We start from the raw sequence: 26,519 nt of genomic DNA on the forward strand, positions 1-26,519 counted from the left end.
CGTGCGGCGGGGGCCGCGGGGGCGGCCGGCGCGGCAGGACGGGCCGCGGGAGCGGCCGGACGCGGTGCGCCGGGGCGCGGGGCGGACGACTCGGCAGCCGGGGCAGCGCCGCCGGCGGCCTTCAGCTCGGCGCCGAACTGCTTCTTGAAGCGCATCTCGACGGGCGGCTCGACGGTGGAGGACGCCGACTTGACGAACTCCCCCATCTCCTTGAGCTTGTCGAGGACGAACTTGCTCTCGACGCCGTACTGCTTGGCGAGCTCGTGAACTCGGGTCTTGGCCACGTTTCTCCTTCTGGCCCGTGACCCGGTTCGGGGGTCTCAGACCGTTGGTGGGTGTTGCAAACTCATCGCGAGGTACTCATCGAGTGCTCATGAGCTGCGTGCTCCAGCTTCTGGTCGCGGTCGCCCGGGGCGGGCGACCTCGTCGGTCGGTCAGGTCGTGGTGCTGCGTGCTGCGAGCGAGTCGAGGTGCTCGGCCACGGCGTCGGCGGGCAGCGCTCCCCCGCGCCGCAGGGCACGGGAGAAGGCCTTCCGCCGGACCGCGGTGTCGAAGCACTCGCGTGTGGGGTGCAGGTGGGCACCCCGCCCGGGTGCGGACGACGTCGGGTCCGGGGCGACGACCTCGCGGCCGTCGGTCCCGAGCCGCACGGTCACCCGCAGCAACTCGTTCTTCGTGGCCCGTGCCCGGCACCCGACACAGGTCCGGACGGGCCCCTCCTCCGCGAGGGAGGTGGTGGGGGTGTCCGGCCCCGCGGCAGACTTCCGCGCGCGAGCCACTCGTCACACTCTACTCCCCGCGGGGCGGGACGCCGAACTCAGGCCTCCCCGGCCTCCCCGGACCCGGCGTCCTCCTCGTCGGAGCGGATGTCGATGCGCCACCCGGTCATGCGCGCGGCCAGGCGGGCGTTCTGCCCCTCCTTGCCGATCGCCAGGGAGAGCTGGAAGTCGGGGACGACGACCCGCGCCGCGCGGGCCTCGGCGGAGACCACGGTGACGCTGGTGACCTGCGCCGGCGACAGCGCGTTCGCCACGAGGCGCGCGGGGTCGTCGGCCCAGTCGACGATGTCGATCTTCTCGCCGCTCAGCTCCGCCATCACGTTGCGCACGCGCTGGCCCATCGGGCCGATGCAGGCGCCCTTGGCGTTGACGCCGGGCACGGCCGTGCGGACCGCGATCTTGCTGCGGTGCCCCGCCTCGCGGGCGATGGCGGCGATCTCGACGGTCCCGTCGGCGATCTCCGGGACCTCGAGCGCGAACAGCTTCTTCACGAGGTTGGGGTGGGTGCGCGACAGGGTGACCTGGGGGCCGCGCATGCCCTTGCGCACCGACACGACGAGGCACTTGATGCGCTGGCCGTGCTCGTAGCGCTCGCCCGGGACACGCTCGCCCGCGGGCAGCAGCGCCTCGAGCCGGCCGAGGTCCACCATCACGTCGTCGGGGTTGCGGCCCTGCTGGATGATGCCCGAGACGATGTCGCCCTCCTTGCCGGAGAACTCGCCGAACTTGATCTCGTCCTCGGCGTCGCGCAACCGCTGGAGCATGATCTGCTTCGCCGTCGTCGCCGCGATGCGGCCGAACCCGGCGGGGGTGTCGTCGTACTCCCCCACCTTCGTGCCGTCCTCGTCCAGCTCGGCCGCGAGCACGCGCACGTGGCCGGACGTGCGGTCCAGCTCCACGCGGGCCTGCTCGCTGGCCCCCGGGCTCTTTTGGTACGCCGTGAGCAGCGCCTGCTCGATGGCCTCCAAGAGCACGTCGAGCGGGATCTCCTTCTCGCGCTCCAGCATCCTCAGGATGCTCAGGTCGATGTCCATCAGGCGTCCTCCTCCCCGGCGGAGCGCCGGTTGAACTCGATCTGCACGACGGCCTTGGCGACGTCGGCGTAGGCGATGCGGGTGGCGACCTCGCCCCGGGTCTCGGGGTCGATCTCCACCCCGGTCTCGTCGCTGGCCCCGATGCGGCCGGTGACGGTGCCGCCCTCGACGAGGGTGACCTTGACGAGGCGGTCGGCGTTGCGGCGCCAGTGGCGCGGGTGCACGAGGGGGCGGTCGACGCCGCGCGAGGTGACCTCGAGGGTGTAGGGCTGCTCGCCCAGCACGTCGGAGTCGTCGAGCACCTCGGAGACGGCCTTCGTGGCGGCGGCGACGACGTCGAGGTCCACGCCTCCGTCGCGGTCGACCGCGACCCGCAGCACCCGGCGGCGGCCGGCGGGGGTCAGCTCGACCGACTCCACGTCGAGGCCCAGCGCGCCCAGCGGCCCGGTCAGCGCCGCCTCCACGGACTCCACGACGGCGTCCTGCCTGCTGCTCACGGTGCTCGCCTCCTGTGCTGTTGTCGACCTGCGGCGCGCACCGCGGCCCGAGGGCGGCGCGCCGGACCACCATAGCCCGCGCGGAGCCCCCGCCCCCAACGCGCGGAGTGCCCCGGCGGCGACCCCGGGCGCCACCCCCGACGCGGACGGCGACGCGCGCTAACCTCGGCGCGTGCCCGCCCCGACCTCCCTCGTCGCGACGCGGCGTGCCGTCCTCGCGGCCCCCGCCCTCGCCGTCGTGCTGGCCGGGTGCGAGGGCGGGCCCGGCGACCTGCGCGACCTGGTCGGTGACGACGCGGCCGGGGCCACGGACGCCGACCGCGAGCGGGTCGACGCGGCCGTCGCGGCCGTCCTCGCCGCTCGCGGCACCCTGCGCACCGTGACGGCAGCCCAGCCCGGGGCCGCGGCGGCGGCCGCGGGCCTGCTGGCCCTCCACGACGCCCAGCTGTCGCTGCTCGACGACGGCGGCCGCAGCGACGCGGGCGGCGGCGCGGACGAGCCCTCGGCCGTCGGGAGCCCCACCGGTCCCCCGGACGCGGCGGAGCCCGCGCCCGCCACCGACCTGCCGACCGCCCTGCGCGCGGTGCGCGTCGCGGCGACCCTGGTCGCGACCCGGCTGACGGACCTGGCGGTCGAGGCCGACAGCGGCCTGCTGGCCCGCACGCTCGGCTCGATGGCCGCCGCCGTCGAGCAGCACCTCGCCGTCCTGCCGACGGGGACGGCCGCATGAGCAGCACCGCGGACGAGCGGGACGCGCTCGCCACCACCCTCGCGGCCGAGCACGCCGCGGTCTGGCTCTACGGCCTGCTCGGCGCCCGGGTCTCCGCCTCCGCCGAACCCGTGCTGCACGCGGGGCTCGTCGCGGCGTACGCCGCCCACCGCGGCCGGCGCGACCTGCTGGTCGCGCTGGTGCGCGACGACGGTGACGTGCCGGTGGCGGCGGCTCCGTCGTACGTCGAACCGGGCCCGCTCGACGACGTCGCTCAGGTGCGGGCCGCGGCGCAGGAGGCCGAGGCCGCCAGCGCGGTGACATGGGGAGCGCTGGTGGCGAGCACGAGCGGTGAGCGGCGTCGTACGGCGCTCGCGGGGCTGCGCGACGCTGCCGTGCGCCACGTCGCGTTCGGCGGGTCGCCCAGCACGACGGCCGAGGGGCCGGCGGCACCGGCCTGACCCGGCCGCACCCCCCGGGCGCGCGCACAGCCCCGGAACGCAAGGGCCCCGGAACGCGAGGAGCCCCGGCCTGGTGGCCGGGGCTCCTCGTGACTCGCGGCCCGATCCGCGAGATTCACCCGAGAGGTGCAGCGACGGACTCGGCCCCTCCGAGGAAGTCCCGAGATCTCCCTCGAGGGAGTCGAGTCCGGCGCTGCTGTCGAAACGCTGTGTCAGTTCGTTCCGTCCTGCACGAGTGTGTAGCCCGCAGCCCACGCCCGTAAACAGGAGGCCGTCTGCAGGTTCGTGCATTGCGAGAACCTGAGGGACGGGCGGCGCCTCACATGTGGCCGGTCTCCAGGTAGGACAGGTGCCAGGCGAAGGCCTCGCCGAGCAGGTGCGGCGTGTGCCGCGCGTCCGGGCGCGCCGCCTTCGCCCGCTCCACGTAGTCGCTGAGCCGGTCGCGGTAGTCGGGGTGGGCGCAGTGGGCGATGACGCGCTCGGCGCGGTCCGTCGGCGACAGCCCGCGGAGGTCGGCGAGGCCCTGCTCGGTGACGAGCACGTGCACGTCGTGCTCGGTGTGGTCGACGTGGCTGACCATCGGCACGATCGACGAGATGGCGCCGCCCTTCGCCGTCGACGGGGAGACGAAGAAGTTGAGGTAGGCGTTGCGCGCGAAGTCGCCGCTGCCCCCGATGCCGTTCATGATCGCCGAGCCCATGACGTGGGTGGAGTTGACGTTGCCGTACAGGTCCGCCTCGATCATGCCGTTGATCGCGACGACGCCCAGGCGACGCACCAGCTCGGGGTGGTTCGAGATCTCCTGGCTGCGCAGCAGCACCCGGCCCTTGTAGGAGCCCGGGTTGTCGAGGAAGCGGCGCACCCCCACCGGGGACAGGCCGAACGACGTCGCGGAGACCGCCGCCAGCTTGCCCGAGTCGAGCAGGTCGAGCAGGCCGTCCTGGATGACCTCGGTGAACGCGGTCATGCCCTCGAACTCCGCGTCGAGGAGGCCCTCCATCACCGCGTTGGCGACGTTGCCGACGCCCGACTGCAGCGGCAGCAGGCTGGGGGGCATGCGCCCCGCCGCGACCTCGTGGCGCAGGAAGTCCACGAGCAGCTCGGCCATGCGGTGCGACGCCGCGTCCGGCGGGTCGAAGGGGCTGTTGCGGTCGGGCGCGTCCGTCTCGACGACCGCGACGACCTTGGCGGGGTCCACCCGCAGGTAGGGGTCGCCGATCCGCTGCATCGGGTGGGTCAGCTGGATGGGGATGCGGTGCGGCGGCAGGGCCGTGCCGTGGTAGACGTCGTGGAAGCCCTCGAGGTCGCGCGGCTGCCAGCTGTTGACCTCGAGGATCACCTTCTCGGCCCGGTCGAGCCACGTCTTGTTGTTGCCCACCGAGCTGCCCGGCACCAGGAGGCCGTTGGGCAGCACGGCCGCCACCTCGACGACGGCCACGTCGAGCGGGCCGTAGAACCCGAACCACGCCTGCTGCGCCGAGTGCGACAGGTGCGCGTCGACGTAGTCCACCTCGCCGGCGTTGATGAGCCGGCGCAGCGTGGGGTCGCCGTTGTAGGGCAGCCGCTTGTCGAGGCCGTGCACCTCGGCGAGGCGGCCGTCGACCTCGGGCGCCGTCGAGGCCCCCGACCACAGCCCGACGCGGAACTCCTCGCCCCGTGCGTGCGCTGCGGCCATGCGCTCGGCCAGGGCGCCGGGGACCGCCTTGGGGTAGCCGGCGCCGGTGAAGCCGCTGATGCCGACGGACATGCCGTGCTGGACGTGGCGGGCCGCCTCCTCGGCGGTCGTGACGCGGTCGACGAGGACCGGGCAGGTGATGCGCCCCGAGGTGCTCACCGCGCTCAGCCCCGGACGACCTGCGTCACGCGGGCCACGACGTCGTCGACGGCGACGTCCTCCCGCTCGCCGCTGCGCCGGTCCTTGACCTCGACCACCCCGTCCGCGAGGCCCTTGCCCACCACCACGATGGTGGGCACGCCGAGCAGCTCGGCGTCCTTGAACTTCACGCCCGGGCTGACCTTGCCTGCGCGGTCGTCGTACAGGACGTCGAGGCCCGCCGCCGACAGCTCGGTGGCCACCCGCTCGGCCGCAGCGAAGAGCTCCTCGCCCTTCCCGGCCGCCACCACGTGCACGTCGGCGGGGCTGATCTCGCGCGGCCACACGAGGCCCGCGTCGTCGTGGTTGTACTCCGCGATGACCGGCACCGCACGGGAGACGCCGATGCCGTAGGAGCCCATCGTCACCGTCACGAGCTTGCCGTTCTCGTCGAGCACCTGCAGGCCCAGCGCCTCGGCGTACTTGCGGCCCAGCTGGAACACGTGGCCCATCTCGATGCCGCGCGCGAGCTCCAGCGGCCCCGACCCGTCGGGGGCCGGGTCGCCGGCGCGCACCTCGGCGGCCTCGATCGTGCCGTCGGGGGTGAAGTCGCGCCCCGCGACGAGGTCGATCACGTGCTGGCCCTCGACGTTGGCGCCGGTCACCCAGCGGGTGCCCGTCACGACGCGGGGGTCGACGAGGTAGCGGATGCCGGTCTCGGACTCCTCGCCGAGCACGGTGCGCCCGCCGTGGGCGGGACCGATGTAGCCCTTGACCAGCGCGGGGAACGCCTTCATCTCCTCGTCGGTCATGGGCTCGACCGTCGTCGGCTCCAGCTGGCCCTCGAGGCGCTTCTGGTCGACCTCGCGGTCGCCGGGTACGCCGACGGCCAGGGGCTCGCGGCTGCCGTCGGGGTGGGTGAGCACCAGCAGCACGTTCTTCAGCGTGTCGCCGGCCTCCCACGGCCGGTCGTCGCGGGGGAAGGCGCCGTCGAGGTGGTCGACCAGCGTGGCGATCGTCGGCGTGGCCGGGGTGTCCTCCGCGTGGGCGGCGGGGACGTCGTCGTACGGCAGCGGCTCGGGCGCGAGCGTCGTGACGGCCTCGACGTTCGCGGCGTACCCCCCGGGGCTGCGGACGTAGGTGTCCTCGCCGACGTCGAGGCGCGCGAGGAACTCCTCGCTGCGCGAGCCGCCCATCGCGCCCGACGTGGCCTTGACGATCGCGTAGTCGAAGCCGAGGCGGTCGAAGATCCGCACGTACGCCGCGCGGTGGGCCTCGTAGGAGCGCTCCAGCCCCGCGTCGTCGACGTCGAAGGAGTAGGAGTCCTTCATGACGAACTCGCGACCGCGCATGAGGCCGGCGCGGGGGCGCGCCTCGTCGCGGTACTTGGTCTGGATCTGGTAGAGCCAGACCGGCAGGTCCTTGTAGGAGGAGTAGAGGTCCTTCACCGCGAGGGTGAACATCTCCTCGTGGGTGGGGCCCAGCAGGTAGTCGGCGCCCTTGCGGTCCTTGAGGCGGAAGATCCCGTCGCCGTACTCGGTCCAGCGGTTCGTCGCCTCGTAGGGCTCCTTGGGCAGCAGGGCCGGGAACTGCAGCTCCTGGGCCCCGATGCCGTCCATCTCGTCGCGCACGATCTGCTCGACCTTGCGGTAGACGCGCAGGCCCAGCGGCAACCACGTGTAGATCCCGGGCGCGGCACGGCGGATGTAGCCCGCGCGGACCAGCAGCCGGTGGCTCGGCACCTCCGCGTCGGCGGGGTCGTCGCGGAGCGTGCGGACGAACAGCTGGGACAGGCGCAGGATCATGCCCCGAAGGCTAGCGGGACGCCCGCGCCCGGCTCGCGGGGGTTTGCCGGCCCCCGGCCCCCCCGCCGGACCCCCCGCCGGGCTCAGCGACCGGCGGCGCGCAGGGCGATGCGGATCATCGGCACCTGCAGGGGCAGGCGGGCGACGGTGCCCCAGCGGTAGACCTGGTTGCGGCTGCGGCGCGCGCGCCACGCCATGGTCACGTTGCCGGGGAAGACGCCGGCCAGCAGCGCAGCGCTGGCGAGGCCGGCGGCGGGACGCGTGCGCGGGTGCAGCAGCCCGGCGGCGCACACCAGCTCGGCGACGCCGGAGCCCTTGATGAGCGCCGTGTGGGCGGGCAGCGCCCGCGGCATCAGCGGCTCGAAGGTCTCCGGTCGCACGAGGTGCACGACGCCGGAGACGGCGAAGCCGGTGGCGAGGCCCGCGGCCCCGAGGGTGAGCGGCGGGGTGCCGGCCGAGGTGGTCATGCCGCGAGGCTACCGCCGGGTACGGCGCGCCCGCCCGCCGTCCGGCCCGCGGGCGTCACATCATCACGGTCGTGAACCGGGCGGTCTCGGCGAAGCCCACCCGCGCGTAGGTGCGGCGCGCCGCGGTGTTCCACTCGTTGACGTAGAGGGACACGACGGGGGCGACGTCGGCGCGCACCGCCGCCACCACGGCGGCCATCCCCGCGGCCGCCAGACCGCTGCCCCGGTGCTCCGGCGCCACCCATACGCCCTGCACCTGCGCGGCGTACTCGGTCGCGCACGCGACCTCGGCCTTGAACACCACCCGGCCGCGGCCGTCGAAGCTGGCGAACGACCACCCCCGCGCCACGAGCTGGGAGACCCGGGCGCGGTAGAGGTCGGCCCCGCCGCCGCGCTCCGGCGAGACGCCCACCTCCTCGGTGTACATCGCCACGCACGCCGGGTAGAGGGCGTCGAGGTCGCTGCGCGTCGTACGACGCACCGCGGGGTCGGGCGCGACGTGGGGCGCCGTGCGGATCTCGAGGTGCGGCTGGCCCGCGCGCACCTCCCGGGCGCGGCCCCAGCGGCCCTGCACCTCCGACCAGAAGGTGTCGACGGCGACGCGGGGGCCGACGATCGTCGACACCGACCGGATGCGGTGCTGGGCGTGCTCGGCGAAGGCGAGGGCGGCCTCGGCATCGGCCTCGACCGGCACCAGGTTGGCCGCGACGTGGCAGGCGGCGACGAGCTCGCCCCCGGCGTACCGGCCCCAGACCTCGCCGCCGAGCCAGCGCGGCTGCAGGTGGGTGGTGCGGGCGCGGTGGGCGGCGAAGACGTTGACGACCGGGTCCCGGTCGACGAGGCGCAGGAACTCCTCCACGTCGGCCGGGCCGAGCACCCGGATGCCCTGCCTCGTCGTCACCACGGAGCGAGCCTAGTCGTCGCCCCGCTGGTCGGCCCGGTGGTCGGCCCGGTGGTCGGCCCGCTGGTCGGCCGGCTCAGGAGACGGAGACCTCGGCCCCGGCGCCCTCGACGGGCTCCATGGACTCGGCGATGCGCAGGGCCTCCTCGATGAGGGTCTCCACGATCTGGCTCTCGGGCACGGTCTTGACGACCTCGCCCTTCACGAAGATCTGCCCCTTGCCGTTGCCGGAGGCGACGCCGAGGTCGGCCTCGCGGGCCTCGCCGGGACCGTTGACGACGCAGCCCATGACGGCGACGCGCAGCGGCACCTCGAGGCCGTCGAGGCCCGCGGTGACCTGCTCGGCGAGCGTGTAGACGTCCACCTGGGCGCGGCCGCAGGAGGGGCAGGAGACGATCTCGAGGCGGCGCGGGCGCAGGTTGAGCGACTCGAGGATCTGCAGGCCGACCTTGACCTCCTCGACGGGCGGCGCCGACAGCGAGACCCGGATGGTGTCGCCGATGCCTTGGCTGAGCAGCGCGCCGAACGCGGTGGCGGACTTGATGGTGCCCTGGAAGGCCGGGCCCGCCTCGGTCACGCCGAGGTGCAGCGGCCAGTCGCCCTCGGCGGCCAGCAGTTCGTAGGCGCGGACCATCACGACGGGGTCGTTGTGCTTCACCGAGATCTTGAAGTCGCGGAAGCCGTGCTCCTCGAAGAGCGACGCCTCCCACTTCGCCGACTCCACCAGCGCCTCGGGCGTGGCCTTGCCGTACTTGTCGAGGATGCGCTTGTCGAGGCTGCCGGCGTTGACGCCGATGCGGATCGAGGTGCCGTGGTCCTGCGCGGCGCGCGCGATCTCCTTGACCTGGTCGTCGAACTTGCGGATGTTGCCCGGGTTCACGCGCACCGCCGCGCAGCCCGCCTCGATGGCGGCGAAGACGTACTTCGGCTGGAAGTGGATGTCGGCGATCACGGGGATCTGCGACTTGCGGGCGATGGCCGGCAGCGCGTCGGCGTCGTCCTGGCTGGGGCAGGCCACCCGCACGATGTCGCAGCCCGACGCGGTGAGCTCGGCGATCTGCTGGAGGGTGGCGTTGACGTCGGAGGTCAGCGTCGTCGTCATCGACTGCACCGAGATGGGGTGGTCGCTGCCGACCCCGACCGAGCCGACCTGGATCTGGCGGGTCGTGCGACGGGGCGCCAGGACCGGCGGCGGGGCAGCCGGCATGCCGAGGGCGACAGTGCTCATGCCCTCGATGCTACGCGGGCCTGCGAGCGCTCAGGAGTACGGGCTGAGCGGCACCACGAGGTCCCCGACGATGAGCACGACGCCCATCACGAGGATGGCCGAGCCCACGACGTACGCGACCGGCAGCAGCTTCGCCACGTCCACGTGGCCGGGGTCGGGACGACGTCGCAGCCGGGCAAACCCGCGGCGCAGCGCCTCGTAGAGGGCCCCGGCGATGTGGCCGCCGTCGAGCGGCAGGAGCGGGATGAAGTTGAACATCCCGATGAAGAAGTTGAACCCGGCGATCAGCAGGAGGAGGAAAACGACCTTCTCGGTGACCGGGAAGTCCTCCAGCGCCGTCGTCTCGCCCGCGATGCGTCCACCGCCGACGATCGAGACGGGGCTCTCGGGGTCGCGCTCCTGCAGGCCCACGATGGCCCTGGCCACGCCGTACACCTTGACGGGCAGCTCGCCGAGCGCCCGGACGGTGCGGACGGCCATGCCGCCCATCTCCTCGAGCGTGTAGAGCACGCCTCCCGTCGCGAGCTCGGTGCGCGGGGTGATGCCGAGGAACCCGACCGGCTCGGTGACCTCCGGGTCGTCGGCGGTCGGGCGGGGCGTGACGAGGGTGTTGGTCGTCAGCGTCATGCGCTGCCCGTCGCGCACCACGTCGATCGCCGCGGCGCCGTCGGAGTTGCCGCGGATCAGCGTCTGCAGCTGCTGCCAGTCGGTGACCTCGGCGCCGTTGAAGCCCACGATCTCGTCGCCCTGCTGCAGGCCGGCCGCCTCCGCGGGGGTGTCGGGGTCACCCGTCTCGCAGACCCGGCCCGTCTCGTCGGCGGGGACGACGCACGGCGAGACGGCCTGGACCGTGGTCGTGGTCCGCACGTCCTCGACGTTGCCGTAGGTGGCGAAGAGGCCCGCGAAGATGCCGAAGGCGATGAGGATGTTGACGCTCGGCCCGGCCGCCATGACGACGACCTTCTTCCACCACGTCAGCTTGTAGAACAGCCGGTCGGCGTCCTCGGGGCCGATGGTCTCCCACTCGGCAGCGCGGGCGTCGCTCACCAGCTGGGTGAACATCCCGGTGTTGGACTTGCGCACCCGGTAGACCGGCCGGCCGTCGGGGTCCACCCCGACCTGGTCCGCGTGCTCGTCGCCGCCCGGCGGCAGCATCCCGACGATCTTGACGTAGCCGCCGAGCGGGATGGCCTTGACGCCGTACTCCGTCTCCCCCACCTGCTTGCTCCACACGGTGGGGCCGAACCCGATGAAGTACTGCGTCACCTTCGCCCCGAACGCCTTCGCCGGGACCATGTGGCCGAGCTCGTGCAGGCCGATCGAGACGAGGATGGCGACGACGAAGACGACGACCCCGAGGGTGTAGAGCAGCACTTCGGTCATGCGGGGTCCTTCAGTGGGCGGGGCGCTCGGAGGGGGCGACCAGGGCGGCGGCGGTCTCGCGCGCCCAGGCGTCGGCGGCGAGCACGTCGTCGACGGTGAGCGACTCCGTCGAGAGTACGTCGTGCGCCCCCAGCACGCGCGCGATCGTCGGGACGACCTCGACGAACGGCAGCCGGCCGGCGAGGAACGCCTCGACGCACACCTCGTTGGCCGCGTTGTAGACGGCCGGCGCCGTGCCGCCGGCGGCACCCGCCTCGCGGGCCAGCGCGACGGCCGGGAACGCCTCGTCGTCGAGGGGCGTGAACTCCCACGTCTCGGGGCGCGACCAGTCGACGGCCGGGGCCGCGCCGGGGACGCGCTCCGGCCAGCTCAGGCCCAGCGCGATGGGGATCGTCATCGTCGGCGGGCTGGCCTGCAGCAGCGTCGAGCCGTCGACGAACTCGACCATCGAGTGCACGACGCTCGTGGGGTGCACGACCACGGCGATGCGCTCGAGGGGCAGCCCGAAGAGCAGGTGGGCCTCGATCACCTCGAGACCCTTGTTGACGAGGGTGGCGGAGTTCACGGTGATGACCGGGCCCATCGCCCACGTCGGGTGCTGCAGCGCCTGCTCGGGCGTCACGTCCGCCAGCTCGTCGCGGCTGCGGCCGCGGAACGGGCCGCCGGACGCGGTCAGCACGAGGCGGCGTACCTCGTCGGGGGTGCCGCCCCGCAGGCACTGGGCGATCGCCGAGTGCTCGGAGTCGACGGGGACGATCTGGCCGGGCGCGGCGGCGCGGGTGACGACGGCGCCCCCGACGATGAGCGACTCCTTGTTGGCCAGCGCGAGCGTGGTGCCCGCCTCCAGGGCGGCGAGGGTGGGGCGCAGCCCGACCGCCCCGGTGATGCCGTTGAGCACGACGTCGGCGGCCATGCCGGCGGCCTCGACGGAGGCCTGCTCCCCCAGTCCGGCGTACGCCGGCGCGAGCTCGTCGACCTGCGCGTCGAAGAGGTCGGGGTTCGACCCGCCGGCCGTCAGGCCCACCACGCGGTAGCGGTCGGGGTGGCGGCGCACCAGCTCGATGGCCTGGGTGCCGATCGACCCGGTGGAGCCGAGGATGACGACGTCGCGGCGGGGATGGCTCACCCGGGAAGTGTGGCAGCCCGGGGGCCGGCCCCGCCCCTCACCCCGCGCGGCTGGCGGGACGCGACAGGATGGCGGGGCACCTGTCCACCACCGACGCCCCCGGAGGCCGTCTTGATCTTCATCACCGCCGTCTTCCCCGTGAAGCCCGAGCACGCCGACGCCTGGCCGGAGCTCACGGCCGACTTCACCCGCGCCTGCAACGCCGAGCCCGGCTGCAAGTGGTTCTTCTGGTCCCGCTCGGTCGAGGACCCGACCGAGTACGTGCTGGTCGAGGCGTTCGCCGACGGCGACGCCGGGGCCGAGCACGTGCGCTCCGAGCACTTCCGCACCGCGACGCGGACGCTGCCGCAGTACCTCTCCGCGACGCCGCGCATCGTCAGCCAGAGCGTGGACCAGGACGACTGGTCCGAGCTCGGCGAGATGGCGGTGCCCGGGGCCTGAGCCCGGGCCGGCCCGCCTCAGCCGACGAGGCGGACCGTGCGCCCCCCGAGGAGGGCACCGAGGCGGCGCCCCACCTGGGTGCCGGCCTCGGGCACCTCGGGGAGCAGCACCGCTCGCTCCCCCACGACGTACGCCGTCGCCGTCGCGGCCGCCGCGTGCGCGTCCGGCGCCGCGCCCGGGGCGGGCTCGTCCTCGCGCGACGCCGGTGCGGGGTCGGTGCGCCCGGCGCGCAGCGCCAGGTCCCAGTCGACCTCGACCTCCGGGTCGACCGGCGTCGGACCGCGGTAGAGGACGGCGGCCGGTCGGTGCACGTGGCCGGGCCACTCGTGCGCCGTGACGACGACCTCCGGGCGGTGCCGCACCGCGAGGGTCGCGGCCGACGGGTGGTGACCCGGGACGCCGACGGCGTCCGCGTGCACGCGGTCCACGAGCACCGGCAGGGCGCGCAGGCGCAAGGTGGCCAGCAGGGTCAGCAGCTCGTCGTACTCGTCCGGCAGCGCCACGAGCACCGTCGAGCCGGGGACCGTGCCGAGGGCCCGCAGCGCCCCTGCGAGGGCCGCGACCTCCTCGGTGAGCGTGGCGAAGTCGACCGTGCGGGTCGGCGTCTCGACCGCCGGCTCGGTGGCGCGGCCGCGCACGACGTGCAGGTCCAGGGCGTCGAAGGCGAGGTTCGTCACGCAGGTGAGCCTACGGCGCCGCCGGACCCCACGGGGCGCCCACGTAGGGCACGGTGGGTCAGGCCGCGCGGACCGCGTCGGGCGCACGGCGGGCGGCCACGACCTCGCGGTAGTGCCGCAGCAGCAGCGCGTTCACGGCCGCCCAGGAGCGGCCCTCGACGCTGCGCCGGGCCGCGAGGGCGACACGGCGGCGCAGGGCCGGCTGCTGCGCCAGCAGCGCGACGTACGACGCGAGCGCCGCCCCGTCGCCCGGCTCGTAGAGGAAGCCGGCCGTGCCGTCGTCCACGACGTCCACGGGCCCGCCGGCGCGCGGCGCGACGACGGGCACGCCCGACGCCAGCGCCTCCTGCGCGGCCTGGCAGTAGGTCTCGTGGCGGCCCGTGTGCACGAAGACGTCGAGGCTGGCGTAGGCCGCGCCCAGCTCCTCGCCGTGCAGGACGCCGAGGAACGCGGCGCCCGGCAGCAGGGCGCGCAGCCGCTCCTCCTCCGGCCCCCCGCCGACGATCACCACGCGCACGCCGGGCAGGCGGTCGACGTGGGCGAGCAGCTCGAGCTCCTTCTCCGGCGCGAGCCGCCCGACGTAGCCGACGAGCACCTCGCCGTGCGGCGCGAGGCGCGAGCGCAGCTCCTCGTCGCGGCACGCGGGGTCGAACTGCGTGAGGTCGACCCCGCGTGGCCAGTGGCCCAGACCGGCGACCCGCATCGCCTCCAGCTGGCGCAGGCTCGCGGTCGAGGGGGCGAGCGTGCGGTCGACGCTCGTGTGGATGCGACGCGTGAGGTAGGCCATCGCGCGGGTGCCGCCGGCGATGCCGTAGCGGTCGGCGAACCCGACCAGGTCGGTCTGGTAGATCGCGACCGTCGGGATGCCGAGGTCGTTCGCGGCCCGCGCGGCCTGGTAGCCGAGCGTCGCCGGCGAGGCGATGTGCACGACGTCGGGGCGGTAGCGCTCCATGACGGCGCGCAGCCGCCGCCGGGTCTCCAGGCCGATGCGGAAGTCGCGGTAGAACGGCAGGTGCGCCCCCCGGCAGGTCGTGACGGGGAACCCGGCGTACGTCGCGGGGCCGGTCGGCGCGACGAGCTCGGCGTCGTGCCCCTCGGCCGCCAGGTGCTCGAGCACGCGGCGCACGGAGTTGGTGACCCCGTTGACCTGCGGGAGGAACGACTCGCTGACCACGAGCACGCGGAGACGACCGGCCGCGGCGGTGGGCGTGGGCAGGGTCGTGACGCTGCCGTGGCGACGGAGGGTACGGCGGGACGCGGCCCGCACGGGCCGGCGGGGCGAGGCCGTCGTCGCGCCGGCCGGCCGGCGGACGGGGGCGGTGGTGAGGCTGCGGCGCATCGCACGTCCCTTCGCACGCGAGGCCCCCCGGGCGCAGGCGTCGCCGCCGCGGGGAGTGCTGTCACGACGGGACGCTAGGCACGTCCGCGAACCGCGGGGGTGGGCCGCGGTGGACGCCAGTTGAACCGGGCGGGAACCTCGGCCACGACCGGTGACGGGTCGGCCACCGGGCGTTGCCCGGGTGGTCGCCGCGCGTTCAGGCGTCGGGCCCGGGGCCCGGGCGCACCGGACCCGGTGCGGCTCAGTCCTCGGCGGCGGCGAGCTGTCCGCAGGCGCCGTCGATCTCGCGTCCGCGCGTGTCGCGGACGGTCGTCGGGATGCCCTTGGCGACGAGGCGCCGCACGAACTCGCGCTCGTCGGCGGGGTCGGAGGCCGTCCACCGCGAGCCCGGCGTCGGGTTGAGCGGGATGAGGTTGACGTGGACCCAGCCCCAGTCGCCGTGCGCCCGCAGCACGTCGGCGAGCAGGTCGGCGCGCCAGGCCTGGTCGTTGATGCCGCGCATCATCGCGTACTCGATCGAGACCCGGCGCTTCGTGCGCGCGGCGTACTCCCACGCGGCGTCGACGGTCTCGGCCACCGAGGAGCGGGTGTTGATGGGCACCAGCTCGTTGCGCAGCTCGTCGTCGGGGGCGTGCAGGCTCAGCGCCAGCGTCACCGGGATGCCCTCCTCGGTGAGCTGGCGGATGCGGGGAACGAGGCCGACCGTCGAGACCGTCACGCCACGCGCGCTGAGGCCGAGGCCGGCGGGCGACGGCTCGGTGAGGCGGCGGACGGCACCGATGACGGCCTTGTAGTTGGCCAGCGGCTCGCCCATGCCCATGAAGACGACGTTCGACAGGCGTCCCGGCCCGCCGGGCACCTCGCCCCGCGCCATGGCGCGCGCGCCGTCGACGACCTGGTCGACGATCTCGGCGGTGGTCATGTTGCGCTGCAGCCCGCCCTGGCCGGTGGCGCAGAAGGGGCAGGCCATGCCGCAGCCGGCCTGGCTCGAGACGCAGATGGTGGCGCGGTCGGGGTAGCGCATGAGGACGGACTCGACGAGGGCACCGTCGAACAGGCGCCACAGCGTCTTGCGCGTCGTGCCCTTGTCGGCCTCGAGCGTGCGCACGGGCGTCAGCAGCTGCGGGAAGAGGGCGGCCGCCAGCTCGTCGCGCTGCCCGGCCGGGAGATCGGTCATCTCCGCCGGGTCGCTGGTGAGGCGGGAGAAGTAGTGGTTGCTCAGCTGCTTCGCGCGGAAGCCCGGCAGCCCCGACTCCTCGAGCAGCGCCTTGCGACCGGCCTCGTCGAGGTCAGCGAGGTGGCGCGGCGGCTTGGCGCGGCCGCGCGGCGCCTCCATCACGAGCGGGAGCGCACGGGCGCCCTCGGGAGGCGCTACGGGGGTGGGGGTGTCATCGGCCATCGCCCCCCGATCATCGCACCCGTGGCTGCACGCACCCAACCGACGCGGACGCCGGCGAGCCCGCTGCCTCAGGCGTCGAGCCGCATGAGGCCCCACAGCACGAGCGCGGCGACGCCGACGACCACGACCGCCGTCACCGCGAGCCCGAGCAGCGCGTAGGCGCCGAACCGGCGCGTGCGGGGCAGCACCACGAGCACCAGCGGGACGGCCAGCAGCAGGAGGCCGTAGGGAGCGACCCGCGCCGCCGTCCCGGCGTCCGACACGTCGCCGGCGTCGAGGACCCAGCTCACGAGCGTCAGGTAGAGCAGCGGCACGACGAGCATGGCGACCATCCCGGCGTAGAACCCGGCGAGCGCCGTGCCGGTCCCCCGGGGCGCGTCGTCGTCCCGCGGCTCGTCACGGGTGTCGCGGGGCTCGGCGGGCTCGGCGGGCTCGGCCCGGTGGGCCGGGGCACGCACGGGCTCGGGCTCCGGCTCCAGGTACAGCGCGACCGGCGGGGTCTGCGGTACGGCGGACGCCGCCGGCGGGACGGCCGGCTGGGGCTGGGGCTCGGGTTGGGGCTCGGGTTGGGGCTCGGGTACGACGACGGGCTCGGGCTCGGGCTCCGGCTCCGGGGCGACGGCCGGCTCCGGCTCGGGCGTCGGGGCCGGGGACGCGGGGTCGGCCGGCGGGACGACCGCGGGGGCGGGCACGGGGGCGGGCACGGGGGCCGGCGCGGCGGCGGGGGGCGTCGTACCCGGGGGCGGGGCGGGTGCACCGGCCGGCGCACCGGTCGGCACCGCTGCGCGGCGCGCCCGACCCGCGACGTACGTCGCCGCACCGGCGGCGAGCGCCGCCGTGACCCACTTGCCTCGCATCAGGCGACCTCTCCACGCACGACGGGGTGACTCAGAAGACCAGGTAGTGCAGGAGCAGCCAGATCGGGGCGACCGTGGCCAGGAGGGAGTCGAGCCGGTCCATGAGCCCGCCGTGGCCGGGGACGACCTGGCTCATGTCCTTGAGCCCCAGGTCGCGCTTGATGACCGACTCGCACAGGTCGCCCAGCGTGGCCATGACGACCGTGATGAGCCCGAGGAAGATGCCCACCCACCAGTCGCCCTCGAGGAGGTACTCGACGAGCACGAGCCCGGCGACCACGCAGAAGACGGCCGAGCCGGCGAAGCCCTCCCACGACTTCTTCGGCGAGATGACGGGGGCCATGGGGTGCTTGCCGAACAGCACGCCCGCGACGTACCCGCCGATGTCCGAGGCGATGGTGACGACCACGAACGCGATGACGCCGCGCACGCCGTCGTCGAACGACTCGAAGTCCGTCGCCCCGCCCTCGGCGAGGAGCAGCGCCACGAACGAGCCCAGGAACGGCACGTAGATGAGCGCGAACACCGCAGCGGACGCGTTGCGGACGTAGCCGTCGACCCCCCGGTGGAGCAGCCACAGCATGATGGCCAGCGCGGTGACCGCGGTCGCCGTCACCAGGGCCGGGGGGCCGAAGAAGTAGGCCACGACGACCATTACGACGCCGCCCAGCATGAGCGGCTGCTCCGGCAGGTCGATGTCCTTCGCGAGGAAGCCGCGCCGCAGCTCCCACACCGCCACGACGACGGCGGCGGCCACGATGAGCATGAACGCCGTCTTGTAGACCGCCAGCGACGCCGCGATGGCAGCGAGCAGCAGGATCGCGGACGCGACCGCGGCCGGGAGGTTGCGTCCGGCCCGGCCGTGGTCCTTGACCGGCGGCGTCGTGGGAGGGGTGGTGGTCACGGGTCGTCGTCCCTGCTGCTCAGACCTCGAGCAGCTCGGACTCCTTCGACTTCAGCATCTCGTCGATCGCTTCGACGTGCTTCTTGGTGAGGCCGTCGAGCCGCTTCTCGGCGCCGGTGACGTCGTCCTGGCCGACCTCGCCGTCCTTCTCGAGGCGCTCGAGGCCCTGCTTCGCCGTGCGGCGCAGGTTGCGGACCGCGACGCGACCCTCCTCGGCCTTGGTGCGGGCGACCTTGATGAACTCCTTGCGGCGCTCCTCGGTCAGCTCGGGGAAGACGCAGCGCAGCATGCGGCCGTCGTTCGACGGGTTCACGCCTAGGTCGGAGTCACGGATGGAGCGCTCGATGGCACCCATCGCGCCCAGGTCGTAGGGCTGGATCAGGATGACCCGCGCCTCGGGGGCGGTGAACGACGCCAGCTGCTGCAGCGGCGTCGGCGACCCGTAGTAGTCGACGAGGATCTTGCTGAACATGTTCGGGTGCGCGCGGCCGGCGCGGATCGCGGCGAAATCCTCGCGGGTCGCCTCGACCGACTTGTCCATCTTGGCATCGGCCTCGTTGAGGACGTCGTTGATCACTGCGGGCTCCTTCGTCGTTGCAGGGACGCCGGTCGAGCGGCGTCTCGTCGGGGGCGTCGGTGGGGGGAGCGATCAGCTCTCGGCACTGACGAGCGTGCCGATCCTCTCACCCTTCACGACCCGGAGGATGTTGCCCTCGGGCTCCATGCCGAACACGACCATCGGCAGCTTGTTCTCGCCGCACAGGGCGAACGCCGTCTGGTCCATGATGCGCAGCCCGCGGCTGATGGCCTCCTTGTAGGTGACCGCGTCGAGCTTGACCGCGTCGGGGTTGGTGCGCGGGTCGTCGGAGTAGACCCCGTCGACGCCGCTCTTCGCCACCAGCACGACGTCGCACTTGGACTCGAGCGCGCGCTGCACCGCCACCGTGTCGGTGGAGAAGAACGGCATGCCCATGCCGGCGCCGAAGATGACGACGCGACCCTTCTCCATGTGCCGGATCGCGCGGCGCGGGATGTAGGGCTCCGCGACCTGGCCCATCGTGATGGCGGTCTGCACGCGCGTGTCGACGCCCATCTTCTCCAGGAAGTCCTGCAGAGCGAGGCAGTTCATGACGATGCCGAGCATGCCCATGTAGTCGGCACGGACCCGGTCCATGCCGCGCTGCTGCAGCTCCGCGCCGCGGAAGAAGTTGCCCCCACCCGTCACCACGGCCACCTGGACGCCGGCGTTGGCGACGGCCGCGACCTCCTGGGCGATCTTCTGCACGACGTCGGGGTCGACGCCCACGCTCCCCCCGCCGAAGACCTCGCCGGAGAGCTTGAGCAGGACACGACGGTAGGCGGTGGTCACGGGGTTCCCTTCGATCGGACGACGTGCGGGCGGACGCCGCGCGCTCCCCGGCCCGACGGCCGGGGACGCGGAGGCGCCGGGCACGACGAAGGCCGGCCCGTGACGGCGGGATCGCTCCACGTCACACGGACCGGCCTCCTTCGTGCGGTGGCGGGGAGGTCCCCGCCGGGTCGGGTCGCTGCCGGGGCAGCGGCCCAACCCTACTGGCCGGAGGGCCTCAGGCGCCGACCTCGAAGCGCGCGAAGCGCGTGACGCTCGTGCCGGCGGCCTCGAGGACCTGCTTGACCGACTTCTTGTTCTCCGTGACCGACGGCTGCTCGAGGAGCACGACGTCCTTGAAGAAGGAGTTGAGGCGACCCTCGGCGATCTTCGCCGCGACCTGCTCGGGCTTGCCCTCCTCCTGCGCCTGGGCCTGGGCGATCTCCCGCTCCTTGGCCACGACGTCCGCGGGGACCTCGTCGCGCGTCAGGTACTGCGGGCGCATCGCGGCGGCCTGCATGGCAGCGCCACGGGCGGCCTCGGCGTCGCCGGTGTACTCGACCAGCACGCCGACGGCGGGCGGCAGGTCGGCGGAGCGGCGGTGCAGGTAGACGACGACGGGGCCGTCGAACACGGCCACCTGGCCGAGCTCGATCTTCTCGCCGATCTTCACGGCGAGGGCCTCGACGAGCTCGCCGACCGTCTGGTCGCCGACCTGGACGGCCTTGAGCGCCTCGGCGTCGGCCGGCTTGGCCTCGGCGGCGGCGTCGGCGATCTGCTGGGCGGCGGCGACGAAGTCGTCACCCTTCGCGACGAAGTCCGTCTCGCTCTTGAGCTCGACGAGGGCGGTGCCCGAGGTCGCGACGAGACCGGCGGCGGTCTCGCGCTCGGCGCCGCGCGCGGCGGCCTTGGCGGCACCCTTGACGCGGAGCAGCTCGACGGCCTTGTCGAAGTCGCCGTCGGTCTCGGTCAGTGCCTTCTTGCAGTCCATCATGCCCGCGGCGGTGAGCTCGCGGAGCTTCTTGACGTCAGCGGCAGAGAAGCTGGCCATGGTCTCTTCTTCCTCTGGCTTCCTGGGGGTCGGTAGGTGGTCCCACGGCGCGCCGGGCCCGCAGACGAGACGTCCGCGGGCCCGGCGCACCGGTGCTGGAGAGGCTCAGGCCTCGGAGGGAGCGGCCTCGGCCTCGGGGGCCTCGGTCGCAGCCTCGGTCGCGGCCTCGGCGGTCGCAGCCTCCGACGGGGCGGCGTCGGCCGGGGCGGCCTCGGCAGCGGCGTCGGATGCGGCACCCTCGGAGGAGGCGCCGGTGGACTCGCCCGCCGGGACGTCGCCCGCCTCGCCGCCGGTGGCGGCGACGGCGGCCTGCTCGGCCTCACCCGTCAGCAGCTCGCGCTCCCACTCGGCCAGCGGCTCCTGCGCGGCCGCGGCGTCGCCCGACTTGCCACCGGAGCGCTCGATGAGGCCCTCGGCGACGGCGTCGGCGACGACGCGGGTCAGCAGGCCGACGGCGCGGATCGCGTCGTCGTTGCCCGGGATCGGGAAGTCGACCTCGTCGGGGTCGCAGTTGGAGTCGAGGATGCCGATGATCGGGATGCGCAGCTTGCGCGCCTCCTCGACCGCCAGGTGCTCCTTGTTCGTGTCGACGATCCACACCGCGGAGGGGGTGCGGCTCATCTCGCGGATGCCGCCGAGCGTCTTGTCGAGCTTGTCGCGCTCGCGCTTGAGCTGCAGCAGCTCCTTCTTCGTGCGACCGGAACCGGCCACGTTGTCGAAGTCGAGCTCGTCGAGCTCCTTGAGGCGGTTGATCCGCTGGTGCACGGTCTGGAAGTTGGTGAGCATGCCGCCCAGCCACCGCTGGTTCACGTAGGGCATGCCGACGCGGCGCGCCTGCTCGGCGATCGCCTCCTGCGCCTGCTTCTTGGTGCCGACGAACATGATCGTGCCGCCCTTGGCCACCGTCTCCTTGACGAAGGCGTAGGAGCGGTCGATGTAGGCCAGCGACTGCTGCAGGTCGATGATGTAGATGCCGTTGCGGTCCGTGAGGATGAACCGCTTCATCTTGGGGTTCCAGCGACGGGTCTGGTGCCCGAAGTGGACGCCGCTCTCGAGGAGCTGGCGCATGGTCACGACTGCCATGATGTTCTCTTCTCCGGGAGACGCACCCGTGCCGCCCGCCCTTGGCACGGCGCGGGCGCCGTGAGGTGCGGACCGGGAGCGGAGCTCCTGATCGATTCCCAGTTGTCGCGGCCGGCGGGTGCCGGTCGCCCTGACGCCCGCGCGCGGCCGGACCGGCCGACGGCCGGACTGAGGACCGCACCCGCGACGGCCACGGGATGGCGCCACGGACTGCGAGCGTGCGAAGTCAACCCACGAAGGGCTGCGCGGCACAGCGTAGTGCGGCACGACGGCGGGGGCCAATCGAGCCGGTCCGAGCCGGTACCCGTCCCCAGGCCGGCCCGTCGGGGCGCCCGTCCACAGCGGACGGAGACCTCGCCACCGGCCGGCACGGTCCGTCGGAGAGTGGCGCGGTGAGCATCCTCCCCCGGCCCCGCAGCCGCCGTACCCGCCCCTGTCCCGCGGTCGTCGTGCTGGTGGTCGCGGCGCTGACGGTGCTGGCGACGCCGTCCACCGCCCCGGCCCTCGCCGCCCCCGACCCGGTGCCGGTCGGCACCTGGCCGCTGGCACCGCAGCCCGAGGTCGTCCGCACCTTCGACCCGCCCGAGAACCCGTACGGCGCCGGTCACCGCGGGGTGGACCTCCTCGGGCGCCCGGGCCAGACGGTGGTGGCCGCGTTGCCCGGTCGGGTGTCCTTCGCGGGGCCGCTGGCGGGGCGCGGCGTGGTCGTGGTCGACCACGGCGCGACCCGCACGACGTACGAGCCGGTGACCGCGAGCGTCGCGGTCGGCGACGAGGTCGCTGCGGGGGCACCGCTCGGCACGCTCGTGGCGGCCGGGTCGCACTGCCGCCCGCGCGCCTGCCTGCACTGGGGCTGGCGGGAGGGCGACACCTACCTCGACCCGTTGCTCCTCGTCGGTGCCGGGCCGGTGCGGCTGGTGCCGCTCGACGGCCTCGCCCGTCCGGCCGAGGCCGGGGTGCGCCGACCGTACGACGGCTGGTCCCCGCCCGCGGCCCGCCCGGCGGTGCTCGCGACGTGGCGGTCGGCGGCGCTCGCGGTCGGGGCGGCGCTGGGCGGGTGAGGAGGGCCCGGCCGGCGCGCGGATGGCGCCTAGGCGCGGGGTGGCGTCTAGGCGCGCGGGTGGCGTCTAGGCGCGCGGGTGGCGTCTAGGCGCGGGGGTGCGCCTGCCGGTACGCCGCGCGCAGCCGGTCGGCGCTCACGTGCGTGTAGATCTGGGTGGTCGCCAGGGACGAGTGGCCGAGCAGCTCCTGGACGGTCCGGAGGTCGGCGCCGCCCTCGAGCAGGTGGGTGGCCGCCGAGTGGCGCAGACCGTGCGGGGCGATGTCCGGGGCGTCCGGCACCGCGGCGATCCGCCGGTGGACGGTCGTGCGGACCGTGCGCGGGTCGATCCGTCCCCCGCGGGCACCGAGCAGGAGCGCCCGCCCGGAGCGTTCCGTGGCGAGGACCCCTCGCACCGCCAGCCACGCGTCGAGCGCACGGGCGGCCGGGACGCCGTAGGGGACGGAGCGCTCCTTGCGGCCCTTGCCCAGCACCCGCAGCACCCGTCGTCCCGGGTCGGGCGCGTCGAGGTCCAGCGCGGTCAGCTCGCCGACACGGATCCCGGTCGCATAGAGCAGCTCGAGGACCGCCACGTCACGGACGGCCACGGCGCGGGCGACGGCGTCACCCTCGAACGCGGCGCCGTCTGCACCGCCCGCGTGGCCCGCGTCGGCGTCGGCGTCGGCGCCGCCCGCGTCGCCGCCGGCGTCACGCGCAGGGGCCAGGGCGTGCCGGGCGGCGGCGTCCAGCAGGGCCCGCGCCTCGTCCTGCGTCAGCACGGCGGGCAGCGTGCGGTGCGGCCGCGGTGACGCCAGGGATGCGCCGACGTCGGCCGGGGCACGCCCCGTGCGGGCGAGCCAGGCCGTGAACACGCGGGCCGCGGTCGCCCGGCGGCCGATGGTCGTGCGGGCGCGGCCGGTGCTCTGCTGCCGGGCCAGCCAGCTGCGGAGCACCCGGAGGTCGAGGTCCTCGGCGCGATCGATCCCCGCGCGCCCGGCGTGCTCGAGCAGCGCGGCCACGTCACCCAGGTAGGCCCGCACGGTGTGCTCGGTGAGGTCGCGCTCGTGCCGCAGGTGGACCTCGTACTGCCCCAGCAGACGGGCGAACCCCTCCGAGAGGTGCTCCCCGGCGGGCTGTCGGCCGCCCGCAGCAGGCTCCCCGGCACCCGCCGCGGCACCCCCGTCGGCAGGCTGTGCCGAGCCTGGGGGCGCAACGTCCGTGGCGCGGGGCGAGGTCACCCGGCGAGTCTAGGAACGGCGCTCCCCCGGGTCCGGACGCCACGCGGCCGGCCCCGTCGACCACGCGGCCGGCCACGCGGCCGGCCACCCGGCTCGGCCACCCGGCTCGGCCACCCGGCCGGCCACCCGGCTCGGCCACCCGGCCGGCCACCCGGCCGGCCACCCGGCTCGGCCCGCCGCGTCGACCGGTCACGCGATCGCGCGTCGCGCCAGGCGCCAGCCCGTGCCGCCCTCCTCGACCAGCCCCTCGCGGCGCAGGACCCACAGCTCGCGCTCGGTGACGTCGACGGCGATGCCCGCCGTGCGGGCCACGGCCTGGGTGGTTGCTCCGCGCACCACGGGCACCGCGTCGAGCACCTGCTGCTGGCGACCGGTGAGCCCGTCGCGGATGCGGGGCGCCTCGCGCAGCGGTGGCAGGAGTGCGTCGCCGGCGTCGCCGGTGACCTCCCGGACGTCCGCGCCGCTCGTGACGAGCAGACCCGCGCGGGTGCGGATCAGCTCGTGGACGCCCTGGGAGAGGCCGCTCGTCACCGGCCCGGGGACGCCCATCACGACCCGGTTGAGCCGCTCGGCCCACCCCGCCGTGTTGAGGGCGCCGCTGCGCACGGCGGCCTCGACCACCACCGTGCCCCGAGAGAGGGCGGCGATGAGGCGGTTGCGGGCGAGGAAGCGGATGCGCGTCGGCGCCCCGCCGAGCGGCGCCTCGGACACGATCGCCCCGCGGTCGCCGATCACCTCGAGCAGCGCCTCGTGCGCGGAGGGATAGGCCCGGTCCACGCCGCAGGCGAGGACCGCGACGGTGTCGCCACCGGCGGCGAGGGCGCCGCGGTGCGCCGCCTGGTCGACGCCGAAGGCGGCGCCCGAGACCGTGCACCACCCGTTCGTCGCGAGGTCGGCCCCGAGGTCGGCGGCGACGGTGCCGCCGTACGTCGTGGCCGCCCGCGAGCCCACCACGGCGACCGAGTGCCGGGTGCGGTCGAGGCGCAGCGGACCGCGCACCCACAGCCCGACGGGCACCTCGGCCCGGCGGTGCAGGGCGGCGTGGTCGGCGAGGTCGTCGAGCGGCGCGGGCCACTCCTCGTCGCCCGGCACCACGAACCGGACGCCCTGGCGCAGCGCCTGCTCGAGCCGGCGCTCGGGCCGCACCCCCGCGAGCCGGGTGGCGACGTCGCTCAGCGTGCCGTCGAGGTCCCGCTCGGCGAGGAGCGCGTCGTACAGCTCGACCGCCCCCATCGTGCGCGCCAGCCGCAGCAGGCGGGGGTCGCCGGGCTCGGCGAGGTGGCTCAGCGCGACCCGGGCGATCCGCTCCGCGTCGTCCACGCTCATCCGACGCCCTCCACCACGGCCAGGCGCAGCGGGCCACCGGTGCGCAGCTGGAGGGCCGTCTCGACCTCGCCCGGCCCCGGGCGGTCGAGGCCCGCGAGATCGGCCACCGTCCAGGCCAGGCGGTGCACCCGGGTCGCACCCCGCCGCGTGAGCGCACCCGCCACCACCGCGCCCTCGAGCAGGGCCCGCGACGGCTCGTCGAGGGGCCAGGACTCCCGCAGGGCCGGGGCGGGGGCGTGCGCGTTGAGGCGCCAGCTCGTGCCGGCGTACCGCCGGCGCTGCCGCTGCCGGGCCGCCGTGACCCGCTCGCGCACCACCGCGGTGCTGTCCCGACGTGCGAACGGGTCCGTCGCGCTGTGCGGCGACGGCGGCTCGAGGCGCCGGACGATGTCGATGCGGTCGGCCAGCGGACCGCCCAGCTTGCGCTCGTAGGTGCGCAGCCGGTGGGGCTCGCAGCGGCACGTGGTCGCCGCGGTGCCGCTCCCGGCCTCGCCGCACGGGCACGGGTTGGCGGCGAGCACGACCATCCCCCGGGCCGGGAACGTCGCCGACTCCTCGCCGCGGGCGATGGTGACCTCGCCGCTCTCCAACGGCTGGCGCAGCGCCTCGACGACGTCGGCGTTGAACAGCGGGAACTCGTCGAGGAAGAGCACGCCGCCGTGCGCCCGACTGATCTCGCCGGGCCGCACGCGGCCGGTGCCGCCGCCGAGCAGGCTCGCCGCGCTCGCGTTGTGGTGGGGGGCGAAGTACGGCGGGCGCCGGAACAGCCCGCCCGCCGGCGGCAGCGCCCCGGCGAGGGAGTGGATGGCCGTCAGCTCGAGCGCCTCGTCGGCCTCCAGGTCGGGGAGGATGCCGGGGATCCGCTCGGCCAGGGAGGTCTTGCCGGCGCCCTTCGGGCCGGTGAGCAGCAGGTGGTGACCGCCCGCGGCAGCGACCTCGGCGGCGAACAGGGCCTCGGGCACCCCGACGAGATCGGCCATGTCGCCCTCCTCGAGGCGCTCCTGGCCGCGCCAGGCCAGCAGGTGGCTCGTCGAGTCGGCCGCGACGGGCGGCGCCTCGGGCACCTCGACGCCGCGCAGCTCGGCGACGACCTGGGCGAGCGAACGCACACCCAGGACCGCCATCCCGGGCACCAGGGCGGCCTCCGCGGCCTGCGGCTCGGGCACGAACACCCGGCGCACGCCCCGGGACGCCGCCGCCATCACCATCGGCAGCACCCCGGGGACCGGCCGCAACCGCCCCTCGAGGGTGAGCTCGCCGATGAGCACCGCGTCGTCGGTCGGGATCGGGGTCTCCTTCGCCGTGTCCACCGACGCCGCGAGCACGCCCACGGCGATCGCGAGGTCGAAGTGCGTGCCGCGCTTCGGCAGGTCGGCGGGCGACAGCAGGATCGTGGTGCGCCGCGTGGTGGGCCACTGGAAGCCCGAGTTCGACACCGCCGTCCGGCACCGGTCGCGGGCCTCGCTCAACGCGGCGTCGGGTCGCCCGACCAGCACGGTCGTCACCAGGCCCGGGGACACGTCGACCTGGATGTCGATCAGGTGGCCGACCGCCCCCTGCAGGGCGATCGTCTGGGTCGTCGCGACGGGCATCAGTCGGCCCTCGGCGCGGGTG

At 74.8% G+C, this 26,519-nt stretch carries 27 protein-coding genes; 4 read left to right on the forward strand and 23 right to left on the reverse strand.

Features of this window, described 5'->3' with window-relative positions; translation table 11 throughout:
* The 4 genes from INN71_RS14515 to rimP form a co-directional block, all read right to left on the reverse strand.
* Positions 1–284, reverse strand: a 284-nt coding sequence (locus tag INN71_RS14515; RefSeq protein WP_301800931.1) for a translation initiation factor IF-2 N-terminal domain-containing protein, incomplete at its 3' end; no start/stop codon positions are given.
* A gap of 150 nt (positions 285–434) precedes the next feature.
* The gene (locus INN71_RS14520) at positions 435–779 is read right to left on the reverse strand and encodes a YlxR family protein (RefSeq protein WP_277501270.1); all 345 of its coding nucleotides are present in this window, start codon (positions 777–779) and stop codon (positions 435–437) included.
* 38 nt (positions 780–817) lie between these two features.
* A complete protein-coding gene (gene nusA, locus INN71_RS14525; RefSeq protein ID WP_277501271.1) occupies positions 818–1,813 on the reverse strand; it encodes a transcription termination factor NusA in 996 nt (331 codons plus the stop codon).
* Positions 1,813–2,310 carry a ribosome maturation factor RimP gene (gene rimP / locus INN71_RS14530; protein WP_277501272.1) on the reverse strand — a complete coding sequence of 166 codons (498 nt, stop codon included), beginning with the start codon at positions 2,308–2,310 and terminating at the stop codon, positions 1,813–1,815. Before rimP ends, nusA begins: the two co-directional genes overlap by 1 nt.
* Before the next feature lie 172 nt (positions 2,311–2,482).
* Between rimP and INN71_RS14535 the strand changes: the two genes are divergently transcribed.
* Both INN71_RS14535 and INN71_RS14540 read left to right on the forward strand, forming a co-directional pair.
* Positions 2,483–3,040, forward strand: coding sequence for a hypothetical protein (locus INN71_RS14535; protein ID WP_277501273.1), 558 nt, complete (start codon positions 2,483–2,485; stop codon positions 3,038–3,040).
* A complete protein-coding gene (locus INN71_RS14540; RefSeq protein ID WP_277501274.1) occupies positions 3,037–3,480 on the forward strand; it encodes a DUF4439 domain-containing protein in 444 nt (147 codons plus the stop codon). Before INN71_RS14535 ends, INN71_RS14540 begins: the two co-directional genes overlap by 4 nt.
* Before the next feature lie 319 nt (positions 3,481–3,799).
* Here the strand turns inward: INN71_RS14540 and INN71_RS14545 are convergent, their stop codons facing one another.
* The 7 genes from INN71_RS14545 to dxr all read right to left on the reverse strand — a co-directional run bounded on the left by INN71_RS14545 (position 3,800) and on the right by dxr (position 12,203).
* The gene (locus tag INN71_RS14545) at positions 3,800–5,314 is read right to left on the reverse strand and encodes an acetyl-CoA hydrolase/transferase family protein (protein WP_277501275.1); all 1,515 of its coding nucleotides are present in this window, start codon (positions 5,312–5,314) and stop codon (positions 3,800–3,802) included.
* Between the two features lie 5 nt (positions 5,315–5,319).
* Positions 5,320–7,098 (reverse strand): proline--tRNA ligase, encoded by a 1,779-nt coding sequence (locus INN71_RS14550; RefSeq protein ID WP_277501276.1) that lies wholly within the window; start codon positions 7,096–7,098, stop codon positions 5,320–5,322.
* 83 nt (positions 7,099–7,181) lie between these two features.
* The gene (locus INN71_RS14555; RefSeq protein ID WP_277501277.1) at positions 7,182–7,565 is read right to left on the reverse strand and encodes a DoxX family protein; all 384 of its coding nucleotides are present in this window, start codon (positions 7,563–7,565) and stop codon (positions 7,182–7,184) included.
* Between the two features lie 55 nt (positions 7,566–7,620).
* Positions 7,621–8,469, reverse strand: coding sequence for a GNAT family N-acetyltransferase (locus INN71_RS14560; RefSeq protein ID WP_277501278.1), 849 nt, complete (start codon positions 8,467–8,469; stop codon positions 7,621–7,623).
* A 73-nt stretch (positions 8,470–8,542) separates the two neighbouring features.
* Complete coding sequence (ispG, locus tag INN71_RS14565; RefSeq protein WP_277501280.1) at positions 8,543–9,694, reverse strand: flavodoxin-dependent (E)-4-hydroxy-3-methylbut-2-enyl-diphosphate synthase; 1,152 nt, start codon at positions 9,692–9,694, stop codon at positions 8,543–8,545.
* Between the two features lie 30 nt (positions 9,695–9,724).
* Entirely contained in the window at positions 9,725–11,077 is a 1,353-nt protein-coding gene (locus INN71_RS14570) for an RIP metalloprotease (RefSeq protein WP_277501281.1), read from the reverse strand.
* Positions 11,078–11,087: 10 nt separating this feature from the next.
* Positions 11,088–12,203, reverse strand: coding sequence for a 1-deoxy-D-xylulose-5-phosphate reductoisomerase (dxr, locus tag INN71_RS14575; protein WP_277501282.1), 1,116 nt, complete (start codon positions 12,201–12,203; stop codon positions 11,088–11,090).
* Between the two features lie 111 nt (positions 12,204–12,314).
* Between dxr and INN71_RS14580 the strand changes: the two genes are divergently transcribed.
* Complete coding sequence (locus INN71_RS14580) at positions 12,315–12,644, forward strand: putative quinol monooxygenase (protein ID WP_277501283.1); 330 nt, start codon at positions 12,315–12,317, stop codon at positions 12,642–12,644.
* Positions 12,645–12,661: 17 nt separating this feature from the next.
* Here the strand turns inward: INN71_RS14580 and INN71_RS14585 are convergent, their stop codons facing one another.
* The 9 genes from INN71_RS14585 to rpsB all read right to left on the reverse strand — a co-directional run bounded on the left by INN71_RS14585 (position 12,662) and on the right by rpsB (position 21,302).
* Positions 12,662–13,321 carry an AMP-binding protein gene (locus INN71_RS14585; RefSeq protein WP_277501284.1) on the reverse strand — a complete coding sequence of 220 codons (660 nt, stop codon included), beginning with the start codon at positions 13,319–13,321 and terminating at the stop codon, positions 12,662–12,664.
* 58 nt (positions 13,322–13,379) lie between these two features.
* Positions 13,380–14,660, reverse strand: a complete 1,281-nt coding sequence (locus INN71_RS14590) for a glycosyltransferase family 1 protein (protein ID WP_277501285.1) — start codon at positions 14,658–14,660, stop codon at positions 13,380–13,382.
* Between the two features lie 241 nt (positions 14,661–14,901).
* Positions 14,902–16,059 carry a 23S rRNA (adenine(2503)-C(2))-methyltransferase RlmN gene (gene rlmN / locus INN71_RS14595; protein WP_277501286.1) on the reverse strand — a complete coding sequence of 386 codons (1,158 nt, stop codon included), beginning with the start codon at positions 16,057–16,059 and terminating at the stop codon, positions 14,902–14,904.
* Positions 16,060–16,127: 68 nt separating this feature from the next.
* On the reverse strand, positions 16,128–16,916 hold the full coding sequence (locus INN71_RS14600) for a hypothetical protein (RefSeq protein ID WP_301800943.1): 789 nt from the start codon (positions 16,914–16,916) through the stop codon (positions 16,128–16,130).
* 31 nt (positions 16,917–16,947) lie between these two features.
* Positions 16,948–17,820: a phosphatidate cytidylyltransferase gene (locus INN71_RS14605; protein ID WP_277500335.1), complete on the reverse strand. Its 873-nt coding sequence runs from the start codon at positions 17,818–17,820 to the stop codon at positions 16,948–16,950.
* 19 nt (positions 17,821–17,839) lie between these two features.
* Positions 17,840–18,394, reverse strand: coding sequence for a ribosome recycling factor (frr, locus tag INN71_RS14610; RefSeq protein ID WP_277500337.1), 555 nt, complete (start codon positions 18,392–18,394; stop codon positions 17,840–17,842).
* A 75-nt stretch (positions 18,395–18,469) separates the two neighbouring features.
* Complete coding sequence (gene pyrH, locus INN71_RS14615; RefSeq protein WP_277500334.1) at positions 18,470–19,189, reverse strand: UMP kinase; 720 nt, start codon at positions 19,187–19,189, stop codon at positions 18,470–18,472.
* Between the two features lie 217 nt (positions 19,190–19,406).
* The gene (tsf, locus tag INN71_RS14620) at positions 19,407–20,219 is read right to left on the reverse strand and encodes a translation elongation factor Ts (RefSeq protein ID WP_277500333.1); all 813 of its coding nucleotides are present in this window, start codon (positions 20,217–20,219) and stop codon (positions 19,407–19,409) included.
* 105 nt (positions 20,220–20,324) lie between these two features.
* Positions 20,325–21,302, reverse strand: a complete 978-nt coding sequence (gene rpsB / locus INN71_RS14625) for a 30S ribosomal protein S2 (protein WP_277500332.1) — start codon at positions 21,300–21,302, stop codon at positions 20,325–20,327.
* Between the two features lie 392 nt (positions 21,303–21,694).
* On the opposite strand from rpsB, the gene INN71_RS14630 reads away from it, so the two are divergent.
* Positions 21,695–22,363 carry a murein hydrolase activator EnvC gene (locus tag INN71_RS14630; protein WP_277500331.1) on the forward strand — a complete coding sequence of 223 codons (669 nt, stop codon included), beginning with the start codon at positions 21,695–21,697 and terminating at the stop codon, positions 22,361–22,363.
* A gap of 85 nt (positions 22,364–22,448) precedes the next feature.
* Here the strand turns inward: INN71_RS14630 and INN71_RS14635 are convergent, their stop codons facing one another.
* From INN71_RS14635 to INN71_RS14645, 3 genes are all read right to left on the reverse strand, one after another.
* Positions 22,449–23,438: a tyrosine recombinase XerC gene (locus INN71_RS14635; RefSeq protein WP_277500336.1), complete on the reverse strand. Its 990-nt coding sequence runs from the start codon at positions 23,436–23,438 to the stop codon at positions 22,449–22,451.
* 330 nt (positions 23,439–23,768) lie between these two features.
* Positions 23,769–24,905 (reverse strand): DNA-processing protein DprA, encoded by a 1,137-nt coding sequence (dprA, locus tag INN71_RS14640; protein ID WP_277500329.1) that lies wholly within the window; start codon positions 24,903–24,905, stop codon positions 23,769–23,771.
* Positions 24,902–26,497, reverse strand: a complete 1,596-nt coding sequence (locus INN71_RS14645; RefSeq protein WP_277500327.1) for a YifB family Mg chelatase-like AAA ATPase — start codon at positions 26,495–26,497, stop codon at positions 24,902–24,904. Before INN71_RS14645 ends, dprA begins: the two co-directional genes overlap by 4 nt.
* Between the last annotated feature and the right edge of the window lie 22 nt (positions 26,498–26,519).

Source organism: Nocardioides sp. ChNu-153, from assembly GCF_030466625.1.
GTDB lineage: Bacteria > Actinomycetota > Actinomycetes > Propionibacteriales > Nocardioidaceae > Nocardioides.

Excerpts from the sequence above, each read along its gene's own strand:
- nusA (WP_277501271.1), bottom strand. The coding sequence starts at position 1,813 with ATGGACATCGACCTGAGCATCCTGAGGATGCTGGAGCGCGAGAAGGAG.
- INN71_RS14540 (WP_277501274.1), top strand. The coding sequence starts at position 3,037 with ATGAGCAGCACCGCGGACGAGCGGGACGCGCTCGCCACCACCCTCGCG.
- INN71_RS14550 (WP_277501276.1), bottom strand. The coding sequence starts at position 7,098 with ATGATCCTGCGCCTGTCCCAGCTGTTCGTCCGCACGCTCCGCGACGAC.
- INN71_RS14555 (WP_277501277.1), bottom strand. The coding sequence starts at position 7,565 with ATGACCACCTCGGCCGGCACCCCGCCGCTCACCCTCGGGGCCGCGGGC.
- ispG (WP_277501280.1), bottom strand. The coding sequence starts at position 9,694 with ATGAGCACTGTCGCCCTCGGCATGCCGGCTGCCCCGCCGCCGGTCCTG.
- INN71_RS14570 (WP_277501281.1), bottom strand. The coding sequence starts at position 11,077 with ATGACCGAAGTGCTGCTCTACACCCTCGGGGTCGTCGTCTTCGTCGTC.
- INN71_RS14590 (WP_277501285.1), bottom strand. The coding sequence starts at position 14,660 with ATGCGCCGCAGCCTCACCACCGCCCCCGTCCGCCGGCCGGCCGGCGCG.
- rlmN (WP_277501286.1), bottom strand. The coding sequence starts at position 16,059 with ATGGCCGATGACACCCCCACCCCCGTAGCGCCTCCCGAGGGCGCCCGT.
- INN71_RS14600 (WP_301800943.1), bottom strand. The coding sequence starts at position 16,916 with ATGCGAGGCAAGTGGGTCACGGCGGCGCTCGCCGCCGGTGCGGCGACG.
- tsf (WP_277500333.1), bottom strand. The coding sequence starts at position 20,219 with ATGGCCAGCTTCTCTGCCGCTGACGTCAAGAAGCTCCGCGAGCTCACC.
- rpsB (WP_277500332.1), bottom strand. The coding sequence starts at position 21,302 with ATGGCAGTCGTGACCATGCGCCAGCTCCTCGAGAGCGGCGTCCACTTC.
- dprA (WP_277500329.1), bottom strand. The coding sequence starts at position 24,905 with ATGAGCGTGGACGACGCGGAGCGGATCGCCCGGGTCGCGCTGAGCCAC.
- INN71_RS14645 (WP_277500327.1), bottom strand. The coding sequence starts at position 26,497 with ATGCCCGTCGCGACGACCCAGACGATCGCCCTGCAGGGGGCGGTCGGC.